The sequence below is a fragment of the Stenotrophomonas sp. LARHCG68 genome, assembly GCF_052871705.1.
In genome coordinates this window covers 220,185-234,735 of the sequence record NZ_JBIXJV010000001.1, presented here as the reverse complement: position 1 = coordinate 234,735, position 14,551 = coordinate 220,185, and the positions used below count along the sequence as shown (strand labels likewise).

Sequence of the window (14,551 nt, the reverse complement as noted above, 5' to 3'; positions counted from 1 at the left end):
TTCACGCAGCCGCAGGGCGGCTTCACGGGGTGCCGTCTTCGCTCCATTGCAGGGCGAGGTAGTCGAAGCCGGATTGCAGGCGTGGCTTGATCACGTCGAAGAACGGCGAGACGTCGAAGTCGCGCGGCGTGTACAGGCTGTAGTTGCGGATGTGCAGGATCTCCAGCCGCTGTTCGCGGCCACCGGCCTGCTCCAGCACCGTTTCGATCTCGGGCAGGATCGGGTAGCGGATCGACTCGAATGCCTGCGCCAGCAAGGTCGAGCAGATCGCCTTGGTCGGCTCGCCGCTGCCCAGCGCGATCAGGCGCCGGCGCATGTTGCCGGGCACGGGCGGCTGGCGGATCAGGTAACGGGCCAGGTCGAACACATTCTTCAGGTCGTAGCTGTAGCCCAGCCGTGCACGCATGAATGCGACCAGCTGTTCCACCACCATCGGCGCCAGCCCCTGTGGACGGCAGATGCGCGTGTGCTGGTGGGCGAACTCGCTGAGCGGAATGCGCCGCACGCCCTGCTCCACGTCCACGTCGATCAGCATCGGCTGCGGCCGCCCGCCTTCATGCAATGGCTCCTCGCCGATGTACAGCGCGGCGTGCGACCAGGTGGACTGGGTGAGGTACTTGATCGCCGTGGCGAAGCGGCTGTTGCCTTCCACCAGCAGCACGTCGCCGCGTCGCAGCGTCCGCGCCAGCAACGCCGGGTCGCTGGTGGACGGCCGCATCTGGCGACGCCGTGGCTGGGCGAGGAAATGCGCCATCCGGCGTCCCAGCAGGTTCAACACGCCCATGGATACCCCCGGCAGGATCGTTGCACCAGCCTACCGGCAGCCCGGCGTGGCCGCCATGGATCAGCGCACGCTGCGGTCGTAGCGACGATAGCGCAGGTGATGCCGTACCCGTTGCCGCAGCAACAGTGCGTACATGCCGGCATAGCCCAGCAGCAGGGCCGCCATCGCCAGCAGGCCGGCATGGCTGAGCCAGCCGCTTTGCGGCCAGGCCACGCCGTTCACCGAGGCCTGCCATCCCTGCACCAGGCCTGCCACCAGGCGCACCACGATCATCAGGGTCAACAGCAGCACCAGCGCCGTGCTGGGCTTGTAGAACAGCACGTCCGGACCCGGGTCGAACTGCGTGAGCCGGTAGCCCAGCACGCCGACCAGCAGCCCCACCAGCCATCCCAGGGCGGCATAGGCCCAGGCGTTGGTCCACCACAAGCCGGCGATGGCGGTGAACACCACGAACATCACGGTCGAGACCAGCGTGCCCCAGAAATTGAAGGTGACCAGCCAGGGCCGCGCCTGGCGTCGCGCGCCACCGTTGCGCACGCGCTGCCACAGCGACAGCGGCAACAGCAGCAGCGTGATCGCAACGAAGACCAGCAGCCCCAACGGCAGGGCGAACAGCATCGGCATGGTGTCAGGGTCCGTTCGTGATGCAGCGGGAACGGAGAGCATAGGCCGGCGCGCGTGATGGCCGGTAGAGCGGAGCCATGCCCCGCCGGGACTTCACCGGGCACGCCCCTGCCGCGCGTGGCCCGGCACGAGCGGTGCGTGGGTCAGAACGCCGGCAGTACCGCGCCCTTGTACTTCTGCTCGATGAAGGCCTTCACTTCCGGGCTGGTCAGGGCCTTGGCCAGCTTCTGCACGCGGGCGTCGTCCTTGTTGTCCGGGCGCGCGACCAGGAAATTCACGTAGGGCGAATCGCTGCTCTCGATGGCCAGCGCATCCTTGGTCGGGTTCAGGCCCGCATCCAGCGCGTAGTTGGTGTTGATCAGGGCCAGGTCGACCTGATCGAGCACGCGCGGCAGCATCGCCGAGTCCAGCTCGCGGAACTTCAGGCCCTTGGGGTTCTCGACGATGTCGCGCTGGGTGGACAGTGCGTTGGACGGGTCCTTGAGCTTGATGACGCCGGCCTTGTCCAGCAGGATCAGCGCGCGGCTGTTGTTGCTGGGGTCGTTCGGGATCACCACGTCGGCGCCGCTGGGCAGTTCGGCCAGCGAGGTGAAGCGACGCGAATAGGCACCGAACGGCTCGATGTGCACGCCGGTGACGGTGACCAGGTCGGTCTTGCGGTCACGGTTGTAGGCCTGCAGGTACGGCTCGGTCTGGAAGTAGTTCACGTCCACCTGCTTCTGCACCAGCTGGTCGTTGGGCTGCACGTAGTCGTTGAACACGCGCACGTCGAGCGTGACGCCTTCCTTCTGCATCAGCGGCTTGACCACTTCCAGGATCTCGGCGTGCGGCACCGCGGTGGCCGCGACCACCAGCCTGGACTCGTCCGCGGCCGGCTTGCCGCAGGCCGAAAGCGCCAGCGCGGCGGCGAACAGGGGGAAGGCGAGCAGCTTTTTCATAGGAATCAGGATCCCGTGGGGAAGGATGGTGGACGGCATACCGTAACAGGCCCGCCGCGCGGACGACGCACGGCCGGGCGCGGCTTACTTGCGGCTGTAGTGCGCGACCAGCCGGTCGCCGGCCATCTGCAGCAACTGGACCAGCACCAGCAGCAGCACCACGGTGACCAGCGCCACGTCGGTGTGCGAGCGCTGGTAGCCATCGCGGAAGGCCAGGTCGCCCAGGCCACCGGAACCGATCGCACCGCCCATCGCGGTGAAGCCGATCAGCGCGATGGTGGTGACCGTGGCGCCGGCGATCAGGCCCGGACGCGCCTCCGGCAGCAGTACCTTGAACACCAGCTGGCGGGTGGTCGCCCCCATCGCCTGGCTGGCTTCGATCACGCCGCGGTCCACTTCGCGCAGGGCGGTCTCGACCAGGCGCGCATAGAACGGCGCGGCGCCGACGACCAGCGGCAGGATCGCGCCGCGCACGCCCAGCGAGGTGCCCATCAGGCCCAGCGTGACCGGGATCAGCACGATCATCAGGATGATGAAGGGCACCGAGCGCAGCAGGTTCACCAGCAGCGCCAGCACGCCGTAGACCACCGGCTTGCGGTGCAGCTGCGGCGAACCGGTCAGGAACAGCAGCACGCCCAGCGGCAGGCCGATGGCCATGGTCAGCGGCAACGAGCCGGCCAGCATCAGCAGGGTGTCCAGGGTGGCCTGGCCGATGTCGGCCCACTTGCCGGCATCGAGGTGGCGGAAGAAGCCGCCTGCGGTCGCGAACATCATTGGCGCAGCTCCTCCACGTGTACGCCGGCGCCGGCGAACACCGCCAGCGCCGCGTCCTGGTCACCCCCGACCAGTGCGACGGTCAGCTGGCCATAGGGCGTGTCCTTGATCCGGTCGATGCGGCCGGACAGGATGTTGTAGTCCACCCCGGTCTCGCGCGCGATGCGGCCCAGCAGCGGTTCGTAGGTGTCATTGCCGAGGAAGGTCAGGCGCACGATGCGGCCGTTGACCGCGGCGTAGTCGCGCAGCTGCTCGCCTTCGTCCACGTGCTCGGACTCGGACACGAAGCGGCGGGTGGTGGGATGCTGCGGGTGCAGGAACACATCGGTCACCGGGCCCATCTCGACCAGGTGCCCGGCGTCGAGCACGGCCACGCGGTCGCAGACACGGCGGATCACGTCCATCTCGTGGGTGATCAGCACGATGGTCAGGCCCAGCTCGCGGTTGATCTTGCCCAGCAGCGACAGCACCGAGGCGGTGGTCTGCGGATCCAGCGCGCTGGTGGCCTCGTCGCACAGCAGGATCTGCGGGCGCGTGGCCAGCGCACGCGCGATGCCCACACGCTGCTTCTGGCCGCCGGACAGCTGCGCCGGGTACTTGCTGGCATGGGCTTCCAGGCCCACGGTGCGCAGCAGTTCGGCGACGCGCGCATCGATCTCGGCCTGCGCGGTGCCGGCCAGTTCCAGCGGGAAGGCGACATTGGCCGCCACCGTGCGCGAGGACAGCAGGTTGAAGTGCTGGAAGATCATGCCGATGCGGCGGCGCAGCGCACGCAGGCCGGCATCGTCCAGCGCGGTGGCGTCCTGCCCGTCGATGAGCACGCGGCCGCCGCTGGGTTCTTCCAGGCGGTTGATCAGGCGGATCAGGGTGGACTTGCCGGCACCGGAATGGCCGATGATGCCGAATACCTCGCCGGCCTCGATCGTCAGATCAAGCGGATGCAGCGCGGTGATCGCGCGACCATCGACGACATAGGACTTCTGCAGGTTCTGGAACGCGATCACTGCCTGGGCAACCGGGGGGACAGAATGGGGGCGTGCAGCCTAGCAGCGCCGACCGCCCGGCGCGCGTGCTGATGGACGGAAGCTTATTCCTTTTGGTTCTAAGCCGGCATCTCCGGGGCTGCGGCTGGCCCACCGGGCCCCATCCCGACCCGGGCGCTGCCCTGCCCCCTCCCCTGGACGCAGCCCAAGGGGACAACAGGGGAGGATGGCTTCGGGCCCGGCCGGAAAGGCCTCACCGGGATTGCCTGCCTACGTGCCGCCGGCGCGGGCTCAGGGATGGTCGACCGGACCGGCCCGATGGGCCTGCTGGACCCGCTCGCGGTGCAGCAGGTACAGGCCGCTGGCGACGATGATCGCCGCGCCGATCCAGGTCCAGCGATCGGGCAGTTTGTCCCACAGCATCAGGTCCCAGCCGATCACCCAGACCAGCCCGGTGTACTCCAGCGGCGCGATCAGCGAGGCCTGGCCGAGCTGGAACGCCTTGGTCAGCGCGATCTGGCCCAGCGCCCCGGCCAGGCCCATGCCGGCGATCAGGGCAGCGTGCTTCCACTGCAGCGGTTGCCACTGCGGCCAGGCCAGCAGGCCCGCACCCACCGCCATGATCAGCAGGAACCACACCACCATCGACTGCGGGGTATCGGTGCGGGTCAGCAGGCTGACCGTCACCGCGGCGATCGCGTAGGCCGTGGCCGCGATCAGCACCATCAGCCCGGGGAAGGAAATGAAACCATCCACGCCCGGGCGCAGCACCACCATCACGCCGAGCAGGCCGATGCCGATGGCCACCCAGCGGCGCGGCCCCACGTACTCACCCAGCAACGGCACCGACAGCGCGGCCACCAGCAGCGGGGCGACGAAGTAGATCGTGTAGGCGGTGGACAACGGCAGCGTGCGCAGCGCGTAGACGAAGCAACCGATCATCACCATGCCCAGCACGCCGCGCAGCAGGTGCAGGCCCCAGCGCACCGGGATGATCGAACGCGGGCCAGCGGTCATCAGCACCCACACCAGCACGAACGGCAACGAGGCCGCGCCACGCAGCGTGGTCACCTGCAGGGTGGGATAGCTTTCGGCCAGCATCTTCATGCCGGCATCCATCAGCGAAAAGAAGGCGACGGCGGCCAGCATCCAGATGATGGCGCGCGCGGGGGATTTGGTTACGGACATGGATCGATTATCCGCTGTCGCGCGCATTATCGGTAACCCCGGCCGGTGCGCTATGTTCAGCCCACATCGTGCCGGGAGATTCCCATGCAAGCGAAGTGTCCGCGGTTGCCCGTTCCCCTCCGCCCGTTGCTGGCCTGCCTGCTGGCCACGCTGCCCTGGCCGTCGCTGGCCGGCGAGGTTCCCGACCCGCTTGCGCTGGCCCAGCTGGACGGCTTCGCGCTGGGCGTGGAAGCGGCCGGCAAGTTCTCCGGCGTGGTGCTGGTGGCCAACGGCGACACGGTGCTGTTCGAGAAGGCCTACGGCCGGCGCGACGAGAACGGCGATGCGCCGCTGCAGGCCGGTGACCGCCTGAACTTCGCCTCGGCCGGCAAGATGTTCACCAGCGTGGCGGTGTTGCAGCAGGTGGCCGCAGGCAAGCTCGGCCTGGACTCGCCGGTCGGGCAGGTGCTCAAGGACTATCCGAACCGGGCATTCGCCGACGGGGTAACCGTCCGGCAACTGCTCACCCACAGCGCCGGCGCCGGTGACATCGAGGAGCTGTTCGGTGCCACGCATTCCGCAGAGCGCGTCCGGCTGCGGACGCTGGCCGACATGATCGCGCTGCACGGTGGCCGTGCCCCGGAGTTCACGCCCGGCACGCAGCAGAAGTACGGCAACTACGGCTACATCGTGCTCGGCAGGATGGTCGAGGTACTGTCCGGGCAGGACTTCGAAAGTTACATCCGGCAGCACGTCCTCGCACCGGCCGGCATGACCCGGACCGGCTTCGTGGACTGCAGCGACCCGGCCCCCGACCTGGCCGCGGGCTACGTGGAGGTCGACGGCAAGCGCGTGCGCAATTGCGCCACGCTGCCGGCGCGCGGTTTTGCCGCCGGCGGCGAGGTGGGTACCGCGCGCGACCTGCTGCGCTTCGTGCAGGCGTTGAACGCAGGCAAGCTGCTGCCTCCTGCCCTGCTGGCCGAGGCCACGCGCACCCAGCGCGAGTTCATGGGGCTGGGGTTCTTTGCCACCGGCTATGGCGAAGGCGTGCCGGAGCGCGATTTCCGCTGGGGCCACGGCGGCAGCGCCGACGGCATCTGCACCGACGTGCGCCACTACCCGCGCACCGGCGAGACGGTGGTGGTGTTGTCCAACAAGGACGCCCCGGCCTGCTATGCGGTGTCCAACCTGCTGCATGCGCAGTGGAAGGGGCCCTGAACGCCGGCGCATCATGGCGGTGCTCTACCGGGGTGCAAGGCATCGCCTAGAATGGCGGTGGTTTTCATTGAACGGAGTTACCCCCATGCCTTCTTTCGACGTCGTTTCCGAAGTTGACAAGCACGAGCTGACCAACGCCATCGACCAGGCCAACCGCGAGCTGTCCACCCGCTTCGATTTCAAGGGCGTGGATGCCAAGTTCGATCTGGAGGACGAGAAGCTGATCAAGCTCACCGCGCCCACCGACTTCCAGCTCAAGCAGATGGCCGACATCCTGCGCCTGCGCCTGTCCGCGCGGAACATCGACTTCCGCTGCATGGAGTTCGGCGACATCGAGACCAACCTGGGCGGCGCGCGCCAGCAGGTCACGGTCAAGCAGGGCATCGAGCAGAAGCTGGCCAAGCAGATCGCCGCCAGGATCACGGAAGCCAAGATCAAGGTCGACACCCAGATCAACGGCGACAAGCTGCGCGTGAACGGCAAGAAGCGCGACGACCTGCAGGAAGTGATCGCGCTGCTGAAGAAGGGTGAGTTCGAGCAGCCGCTGCAGTTCGACAACTTCCGCGATTGATCCAACGCCGCGGCAGGGTCAGTCGCCCTGCTGCAGCTTGCGGTACAGCGTGGTGCGCGAGATGCCGAGCCGGCGCGCGGCCGCGCTGACATTGCCCTGGTGCAGTTGCATGGCTTCATGCACCGCACGCGTGCCCTGCGCACGCAGCGAGCCCTGCCCCGCCTGCCGGGCCGCCTCCGGGATGGCGATACTGCCGCGCCGCGGCACCGGCGGGCGCAGGTACTGCACGTACACCGCCCGGTCCTCGCTGACCGACACGCGTCGCGCCGCCCCGGCCTGCAGCAGGCGCCGCCGCTGGTGCACGTTGGCCGCGGCGAACAGGCCTTCCAGCATCAGCGTCGGCAACGGGCCACGCCGTGGCAGGTCAAGCAGGCGCCGGGCGATGCGGTTGGCGGCACGGACGCGCCCGTTCTCCTCCACCGCCAGTAGCCCCTGGAACGGGGTGTGCAGCCAGCGTGGATCATGCTGCAGGGCCAGCAGGTGGCACGGCCGGCATTCGAGCATCAACCGGTTCTCCACCGACAACGCCGCCTGGCGGAAGTAGTCCAGCAGCAGCGCGGCGTTGCGGTCGCCGTTGCCGGTGATGTCCAGCGCGCCCAGCACCTGGCCTTCCAGCCTATGCAGCGGCACGCTCAGGCAGAAGGTGCGCGCGAAGTGGTCCAGGTAGTGTTCGTTGCCACGCACCAGCACCGGCAGGTCATCGGCCAGCGCGCAGCTGGGGGCGGTGGTGCCCAGGTGCGACTCGCGCAGCCGCCGGCCGAGCTGGATCGAGCGCAGCAGCGGCGAATCGGTCAGGCCGTGCTCGCGCTGGGCCACGATCCATCCCTGTGCATTCACGCAGAACAGGGTCCAGTGGCGGCCGCCGAACGCGGCCCACAGCCGGTCCAGTTCATGCTGCACGCAGCGTGCCAGGCGCCGGTCGTCCGGGTGCTCCGGCGGTGGTGGACGGGCGATGCGCGGCTGCAGCAGCGGGGCCTCGCGCGGCGCGATGCCGGCCTGCCGCGAGCGTTGCCACGAGCGCAGCAGCGGGGGCGGCAGCAGGTGGACGGGCAGCGGTCCGCCTTCGGCGAACGCGTGGCGCGCATGGGCCAGCTGTTGCTGGCGCTCCTGGATGATCCCGGTCATCACGGCGACTCCTGCGGCTGGGCGCGGCGGCGGCCTGCCCGCGTTGTGTGCATTCCCGACACCTCGTCCCGCCTTCAGCCGCCGATGCGCAGGATCGGCTTGAGCGTGATGCCACGGCGGCTGTCCTCGGCCGCCTGGTTGATCTGCGCCAGCGGGTAGAATGTCACCAGCCGGTCGAACGGAAAGCGCCCCTGCAGGTACAACTGCACCAGTTGCGGGATGAACACCTGCGGCACGCTGTCGCCTTCGACCACGCCACGGATGCTACGCCCGCCCATCAGCAGATTGTTGACGTCGAAGCTGGCCTGGGTGCCCATCTTCGAAGCACCGACCACGCCGATCACGCCGAGCTTGGCCAAGGCGGTGACGCCCTGCTCCAGCACGTCGGCGCGGCCGGTGGATTCCAGCGCGTAGTCCACGCCGCCGGGGCTGATCTGCTGCACCGCCGCGACGATGTCCTGCGTGTGGCTGTCGATGACATGGGTGGCGCCCAGTTCCCGCGCCAGCGCCAGCCGCGACGGCACCACGTCCACGGCGATGATGACGGCCGCACCCGCCACGTGCGCGGCCATCACCGCGCTCAAGCCGACCGCACCGGCGCCGTAGACGGCGAAACTGCTGCCGGGCGTGACCTTCATCGAGTTGATGACCGCCCCGGCACCGGTCTGGATGCCACAGCCCAACGGCCCCAGCAGTTCCAGCGGTGCGTCGTCGGGCACCTTCACCGCGTTGTTCTCGCGCGCCAGGGCATAGGTGGCGAAGGAGGACTGGGCGAAGAAGTGGTCGTGCAGCGGGGCGCCGTGGGCGTCCTCCAGCGCGTTGGAACCATCGGCCGCGGCGCCGCCGAAATTCTGCGCATAGAAGTCGACGCAGTACGCGCCGTGGCCGCTGCTGCACGGCTTGCAATGCCCGCAGGCACCGTAGGCCAGCACCACGTGGTCCCCCACCGCGAGCCCCTTCACTTCCGGGCCAATCGCTTCGATCACCCCCGCGCCTTCGTGGCCAAGCACGATCGGCAACGGCACCGGGTAGTACTGGTCGCGCACGATCAGGTCGGTGTGGCACAGGCCCGTCGCCACGATCCGTACCAGCACCTCGTCGCTGCGCGGGCCGCGGATACGCGCCTGCTCGATATGGAAGGGTTGTTCCTTGCCGCGCACCACTGCCACGGTGATCTCGCGCGTTGCATCAATCGCATTCATGCCGGTCTCCTGGCTTACAGCGGATAGGCAGGGGCATCGGCCTTGATCGTCAGCCACTGCCACTGGGTGAACTCGTCGAGGTTGGCCGGGCCACCAATGCTGGTGCCGTTGCCCGAGATGCCCACGCCCCCGAACGGGTTGAGCACCTCGTCGTTCACGGTCTGGTCGTTGATGTGCAACAGGCCGGCATGCAGGCGCTCGCCGAGCTTCAAGGCACGCCCGACGTTGGCGCTGATCACGCCCATCGACAGGCCGTAGGGCGTGTCATTGGCCAGTTCGACCGCTTCATCGTCGCTGTCGAAGGGCACCACCACTGCCACCGGGCCGAAGATCTCCTCGCCGAACGCGGGATTGTCACGGCCCACGTTGGCCAACACGGTCGGCGCGAAGAACAGGTCGTGGAACGTACCGCCGGCCGCCAGCGTGGCGCCGGCCGCGCGCGCGGCGTTGACGATGCCGATGGCGTGGTCGCGTTGCTGCGCGTTGATCAGCGGCCCCAGTGCGACGTCCTCCTGCGCGGGGTCACCCACCTTCAGCTGCTTTGCCCTGGCCACCAGCTTTTCCACGAACGCCGCGTACAGGCCACGCTGCACCAGCACGCGCCCGGTCGCCATGCAGATCTGGCCCTGGTGCAGGTACGCGCCCCAGGCGGTGTTGGCCACGGCCAGGTCGATGTCGGCGTCGTCCAGGATGATCAGAGTGTTTTTCCCGCCCAGTTCCAGCGACACCTTCTTCAGGTGCTGGCCCGCGGTTTCGCCGACCTTGCGCCCGGCGGCGGTGGACCCGGTGAACTGGATCATCCGCACGTGCGGGTCACGGCTGAGCGCCGCACCGGCGGCGCCATCCCCGGGCAGGACATGCAGCACGCCTTCCGGCAGGCCGGCCAGTTCGAACAGGCGGGCGATCACCAGCCCACCGCACACGGCGGTGCGCGGGTCCGGCTTGAGCACCACCGCATTGCCCAGCGCCAAGGCCGGCGCGACCGCGCGCAGGGCCAGGTACAGCGGGAAGTTGAACGGCGAGATCACCCCGACCACGCCCAGCGGGCGCCGCCGCGCCAGGCTCAACCGCCCCGGCTGCGACGGCAGCACCTCGCCAACGGCACGGGAGGGCAATGCCGTCGCCTCGTGCAGCACGCGGACAACCACCTTCAGCTCGGAGCCGGCCTTGAGCCGCGTCGACCCGCCCTCGCGCACCAGCCAGTCAACGATCTCGCCGGAATGGGTTTCGGCCAGCACGGCGGCACGACGCAGCACACCTGCGCGCACTTCGTGCCCGGCATCGGCCCATGCACGCTGCACGTGCGCGGCCCGCGCCGCCGACTCGGCGATCTGCTCGGGCGAGGCCATCGCCACCTGGCCCAGGGCACGCCCGGTCGCCGGCTCGCGTACCTCGTGCAGGATGCGTCCGTCCCGACACTGCCCGACGAACTGCTTGCCCGACCAGAGTGCGGCCGGCAGGAAGGTCTGTACGCTCATCACACACGCTCCACGCATCGCTTGCGATGCATTGGATACCCCCACCCCGGCGTTGGCTATTGGCCGTGCCCGACAATCACGCAGATGCCCGCGCAGGCCGCCATTACGGGACTTGCGGGTGTTTCATTGCGGGACAGCAGGTGTGCCGGAACCTCTACAATCGGCCCCCCAGCCAGCCCAAAGGGCCTGCCATGACCGACTTCACCGACCACCTTGCCCCCGATCCCATCGCTGTTACCCGGAACTGGCTGGAGAAGGCGGTGATCGGCCTGAACCTGTGCCCGTTCGCCAAGGCGGTGTACGTCAAGCAGCAGGTGCGCTTCGTGCTCAGCGATGCGACCACGCCCGAGGCACTGCTGGAAGAACTCGCCGAGGAGCTGGTGCTGCTGCGCGACACCCCGGCCGAGCAGATCGACACGACGCTGATCATCCATCCGGACGTGCTGACCGATTTCCTGGAGTACAACGACTTCCTCGACAACGCCGACGCGGTGCTGGAAGCGCTGGACCTGCCGGGCATCCTGCAGGTGGCCAGCTTCCATCCGCAGTACCAGTTCGAGGGCGTGGCTCCGGACGACGTCAGCAACTACACCAACCGCGCGCCCTACCCGATCCTGCACCTGCTGCGCGAAGACAGCGTGGAGCGCGCGGTGGCGGCCTTCCCCGACCCGGACGTGATCGTGGAACGCAACATCGCCACGCTGGACAAGCTGGGCGTGGACGGCTGGGAGCGGTTGTTGTCGGGCGAAAAGCCGCACTGAAACCCACGTGCGTTGCATGGCGCCGGGATTGCATCCCGGCCTGCGGGAGGGTCACCGGGCGAACCGCTTGCCCGCGCTGCCGTGAGGGAACGTGGCCGGGTTCAGCCCAGCCAGGGTTGCAGCATCTGGTGCACGTCGTGCAGCGAGCCGGTGATGCGGTGGCCCAGTGCGCGGACGTCGTCGTCCGGCTCGAGCAGGTCGGGAATCTGGATGGTGGTCATGCCCGCCGCCAGCGCCGCGCGCACGCCGGTCGGCGAATCTTCCAGCGCCAGGCAATGCTGCGGTGCCACGCCCAGCCGCGCCGCGGCGAGCAGGTAGATGTCCGGTGCCGGCTTGGAATGGGCCACTTCGGTGCTGGTGGCCACGGCCTGGAAATACGCCAGCAGGCCAGCCGCTTCCAGTTTGCGCTGCGCCAACGGCGTGCGGGTGGCGGTGGCGACCGCGCGCGGCACCTGGTGCGCGTCCAGCAGCTTCAGCAGTTCGAGGATGCCTGGGCGCAACGGCACGCCGGCTTCGACGATGCCGTCGTAACGGGCATAGGAATCGGCCAGCAGCGCGTCGGTGCGCTCCACCCCCAGTGCATCGCCCAGCCTGCGGCGGGTAACCGCATCGGCCGAGCCCACCAGCGACAGCAGCAGGGCGCGCGGCACCTCGTAGCCATGCGCGCGCGCGGTCTGTTCCAGGCAACCGAGCAGCGCGCGTTCGCTGTCCAGCATCAGACCGTCCATGTCGAAGATCACCGCCTGTGGACGTGCCGGCAGCCCCGTCATCAGGTTCACTGGGCCGCTCCGAACAGGGTCTCCAGATCGGCGGCCTGCAGTTGCCGCCATTGCCCCGGCTGCAGCTGGCCCAGGTCCAGGCCGCCAATGCGCACCCGCTGCAGCGCCTGCACGTGGTTGCCGACCGCGGCGAACATGCGCCGCACCTGGTGGTAGCGGCCTTCGTGCAGGGTCAGGCGCACCTGGCGCGGGCCCAGCACCTCCAGTTCGGCCGGCAGCAGCGGCTTGTCGTCCGATTCCAGCAGCAGCGTGCCGCTGGCGAACTGCGCCGCCTCGTCACCGCGCAGGTCCTGCGCCAGCTCGGCGACGTAGACCTTGTCCAGGCGTGCCTTGGGCGAAACGATGCGGTGCAGCAGCTGGCCGTCGTCGGTCATCAGCAGCAGGCCGGAGGTATCGCGGTCGAGGCGGCCGACGCTGGACAGCACCGGGTCGCGGTCGCGGAAACGCTCGGGCAGCAGGTCGTAGACCAACCGCCCCTGGTCCTTGGTCGAGCAGGTGTAGCCGGTCGGCTTGTACAGCATCAGCGCCAGCCCGGGCGGCGGGTCCAGCGGTTCGCCGTCGACGCGGATGGCGTCGTGCTCAACCTTGTCGTCGGCATACAGCACCTCGCCGTCGGCGTCGGTGATGCGGCCTTCGCGGAACATCCCCTGCACCTGCTTGCGGCTGCCGTAGCCAAGGTTGGCGATGTGCTTGACCAGCTTCATGCGCGGCCCCCGCGGGTGCCGACGATCACCTTGAAGCCATCGCGCTCGGCCGCCACGCGTACCTGGCCGAAGCTCTCGTTGAGGATCTGCTCGTACGGCAGGTGGCGGTTGGCCACCATGAACAGCTGCCCGCCCGGGCGCAGTGCCTGCGCGGCCACGGCGATGAAGCGCTGGCCGATGTCGGGGCGGTCTTCGCGCGCCGGGGTGTGGAATGGCGGGTTGGAAACGACGAAGTCGTAGCGGCCGTCGATGCCGGCGGTGACGTCATGCCAGCGGAAGTCCAGCTTGGCGCTGCTGCCGGCCAGGTTGCGGCGGGCCAGCGCCAGCGCGCGTGACTCGGCTTCGTACAGGTCCAGCGCGGTGACCTTGGGGCAGCGTGCCAGCACTTCGGCCGACAGATACCCCCAGCCAGCGCCGAGGTCGGCGCCACGCCCGGCCAGGTCGGCCGGCAGCTGTTCGACCAGCAGCGCCGAGGCCGGGTCGATGCGGTCCCAGGCGAACACGCCAGGCCGGCTCTGGAAGCGCCCATCGACGATGCCGCGCGGCGCGTCCAGTGCCGCCCAGCGCTTGCGCAGGGCTTCGTCGTGACGGCCATCGGCCGGCGCGGTCCAGTAGGTGCGGCAGTGGTTCTTGGTCAACTTGCCGCCCAGCCCGGCCAGCTGCTGCAGGTCGCTCTCGCCCGAGCGCGCGCCCTCGTTGTTGGACTGGCAGGCAACCACGATGCCGCCCGGTGCCAACGACGACAGCGCACGGGCGAACAGCGCGCGGGCCTCATCACGCTGGCGCGGCGGCAGCACCAGCACCAGCGCATAACGCGTGTCGTCGGCGTCCAGCGCGTCCTCGTCCACCACCTGCCAGCCACTGCGCCCCAGCGCGTCGGCGAACGGGCGGAAGCTCTGCGCGCAGACCAGTTGCCCCGGCGCGGCGTGCTCGCGCAGCGGCCAGCCATCGCGGGCGCGCAGGAACAACACCGGACCGGCCGGCCAACGCAGGCCGGCATGGGAAAAGGGCAGGAACAGGGTTTGCAGCGGGGCGTCTTGCAGGGCGGGCATGCCGGTACTTCTTGGAACGGGCCGTCCATTCTACCGGGGCTTGGCCCCGGCCCACCGCAACGCTACAGGACCTCGCCCGGCCCCGGCTCGCCCAGCCGCAGCACCTGGCGGACGCTGTCCAGCCAGATCACGTGCTGCTGGGAGATCCGCGCCAGGTCGTCCAGGCGCACCATGGCGTTGACCCCGGCCTGCTCGGCCGGGTCGGAAAAGTGCTGCAGGCAAGGCCGCATCACCACTGTGCCGGCGACCCGGCTGCCGTCCTTGAGCACCAGCATCACCCGCGCCTGCCCCGGCAGTTCCCCCGCCAGGGTTTCAAGCGCGGCAATGGTCAGCGGGTCGGAATAGACGTGGGGCGCGTAGAGGGCCATGCGAGCGTCCAAGAGTGCTCGCC

At 69.1% G+C, this 14,551-nt stretch carries 16 protein-coding genes; 3 read left to right on the top strand and 13 right to left on the bottom strand.

From position 1 onward, the window contains the following. Positions 1-22: 22 nt before the first annotated feature. The 6 genes from ACIPR8_RS01005 to ACIPR8_RS00980 form a co-directional block, all read right to left on the bottom strand. A complete protein-coding gene (locus ACIPR8_RS01005; protein ID WP_132865782.1) occupies positions 23-784 on the bottom strand; it encodes a YiiX/YebB-like N1pC/P60 family cysteine hydrolase in 762 nt (253 codons plus the stop codon). Between the two features lie 60 nt (positions 785-844). Then, the gene (locus tag ACIPR8_RS01000; protein WP_446539894.1) at positions 845-1,408 is read right to left on the bottom strand and encodes a DUF1453 domain-containing protein; all 564 of its coding nucleotides are present in this window, start codon (positions 1,406-1,408) and stop codon (positions 845-847) included. A gap of 143 nt (positions 1,409-1,551) precedes the next feature. Further along, a complete protein-coding gene (locus tag ACIPR8_RS00995) occupies positions 1,552-2,346 on the bottom strand; it encodes a MetQ/NlpA family ABC transporter substrate-binding protein (RefSeq protein ID WP_192287763.1) in 795 nt (264 codons plus the stop codon). A gap of 84 nt (positions 2,347-2,430) precedes the next feature. Then, a complete protein-coding gene (locus tag ACIPR8_RS00990; RefSeq protein ID WP_192287764.1) occupies positions 2,431-3,120 on the bottom strand; it encodes a methionine ABC transporter permease in 690 nt (229 codons plus the stop codon). Continuing rightward, a complete protein-coding gene (locus tag ACIPR8_RS00985) occupies positions 3,117-4,124 on the bottom strand; it encodes a methionine ABC transporter ATP-binding protein (RefSeq protein ID WP_192287765.1) in 1,008 nt (335 codons plus the stop codon). The genes ACIPR8_RS00990 and ACIPR8_RS00985 overlap by 4 nt, the downstream gene beginning before the upstream one ends. Positions 4,125-4,394: 270 nt before the next feature. Next, positions 4,395-5,291 carry a DMT family transporter gene (locus ACIPR8_RS00980; protein WP_132865787.1) on the bottom strand — a complete coding sequence of 299 codons (897 nt, stop codon included), beginning with the start codon at positions 5,289-5,291 and terminating at the stop codon, positions 4,395-4,397. Between the two features lie 105 nt (positions 5,292-5,396). On the opposite strand from ACIPR8_RS00980, the gene ACIPR8_RS00975 reads away from it, so the two are divergent. Continuing rightward, positions 5,397-6,488 (top strand): serine hydrolase domain-containing protein, encoded by a 1,092-nt coding sequence (locus ACIPR8_RS00975; RefSeq protein WP_446539893.1) that lies wholly within the window; start codon positions 5,397-5,399, stop codon positions 6,486-6,488. A gap of 85 nt (positions 6,489-6,573) precedes the next feature. Further along, a complete protein-coding gene (locus ACIPR8_RS00970) occupies positions 6,574-7,059 on the top strand; it encodes a YajQ family cyclic di-GMP-binding protein (RefSeq protein ID WP_446539892.1) in 486 nt (161 codons plus the stop codon). Positions 7,060-7,077: 18 nt separating this feature from the next. Here ACIPR8_RS00970 and ACIPR8_RS00965 read toward each other — a convergent pair whose 3' ends face one another. The 3 genes from ACIPR8_RS00965 to ACIPR8_RS00955 form a co-directional block, all read right to left on the bottom strand. Beyond that, a complete protein-coding gene (locus tag ACIPR8_RS00965; RefSeq protein ID WP_446539891.1) occupies positions 7,078-8,184 on the bottom strand; it encodes a helix-turn-helix domain-containing protein in 1,107 nt (368 codons plus the stop codon). Positions 8,185-8,258: 74 nt separating this feature from the next. After that, complete coding sequence (locus ACIPR8_RS00960) at positions 8,259-9,386, bottom strand: NAD(P)-dependent alcohol dehydrogenase (RefSeq protein ID WP_446539890.1); 1,128 nt, start codon at positions 9,384-9,386, stop codon at positions 8,259-8,261. Between the two features lie 14 nt (positions 9,387-9,400). Further along, positions 9,401-10,864: a benzaldehyde dehydrogenase gene (locus tag ACIPR8_RS00955; RefSeq protein WP_446539889.1), complete on the bottom strand. Its 1,464-nt coding sequence runs from the start codon at positions 10,862-10,864 to the stop codon at positions 9,401-9,403. Between the two features lie 191 nt (positions 10,865-11,055). Between ACIPR8_RS00955 and ACIPR8_RS00950 the strand changes: the two genes are divergently transcribed. Then, on the top strand, positions 11,056-11,625 hold the full coding sequence (locus tag ACIPR8_RS00950) for a DUF1415 domain-containing protein (protein WP_192287771.1): 570 nt from the start codon (positions 11,056-11,058) through the stop codon (positions 11,623-11,625). 101 nt (positions 11,626-11,726) lie between these two features. Here ACIPR8_RS00950 and ACIPR8_RS00945 read toward each other — a convergent pair whose 3' ends face one another. From ACIPR8_RS00945 to ACIPR8_RS00930, 4 genes are all read right to left on the bottom strand, one after another. Then, entirely contained in the window at positions 11,727-12,404 is a 678-nt protein-coding gene (locus ACIPR8_RS00945; protein ID WP_446539888.1) for an HAD family hydrolase, read from the bottom strand. Further along, positions 12,401-13,108, bottom strand: coding sequence for a pseudouridine synthase (locus ACIPR8_RS00940; RefSeq protein ID WP_446539887.1), 708 nt, complete (start codon positions 13,106-13,108; stop codon positions 12,401-12,403). The genes ACIPR8_RS00945 and ACIPR8_RS00940 overlap by 4 nt, the downstream gene beginning before the upstream one ends. After that, a complete protein-coding gene (locus ACIPR8_RS00935; protein ID WP_313252323.1) occupies positions 13,105-14,160 on the bottom strand; it encodes a class I SAM-dependent methyltransferase in 1,056 nt (351 codons plus the stop codon). The genes ACIPR8_RS00940 and ACIPR8_RS00935 overlap by 4 nt, the downstream gene beginning before the upstream one ends. A gap of 62 nt (positions 14,161-14,222) precedes the next feature. Continuing rightward, on the bottom strand, positions 14,223-14,528 hold the full coding sequence (locus ACIPR8_RS00930; protein WP_132865796.1) for a DUF3247 family protein: 306 nt from the start codon (positions 14,526-14,528) through the stop codon (positions 14,223-14,225). Between the last annotated feature and the right edge of the window lie 23 nt (positions 14,529-14,551).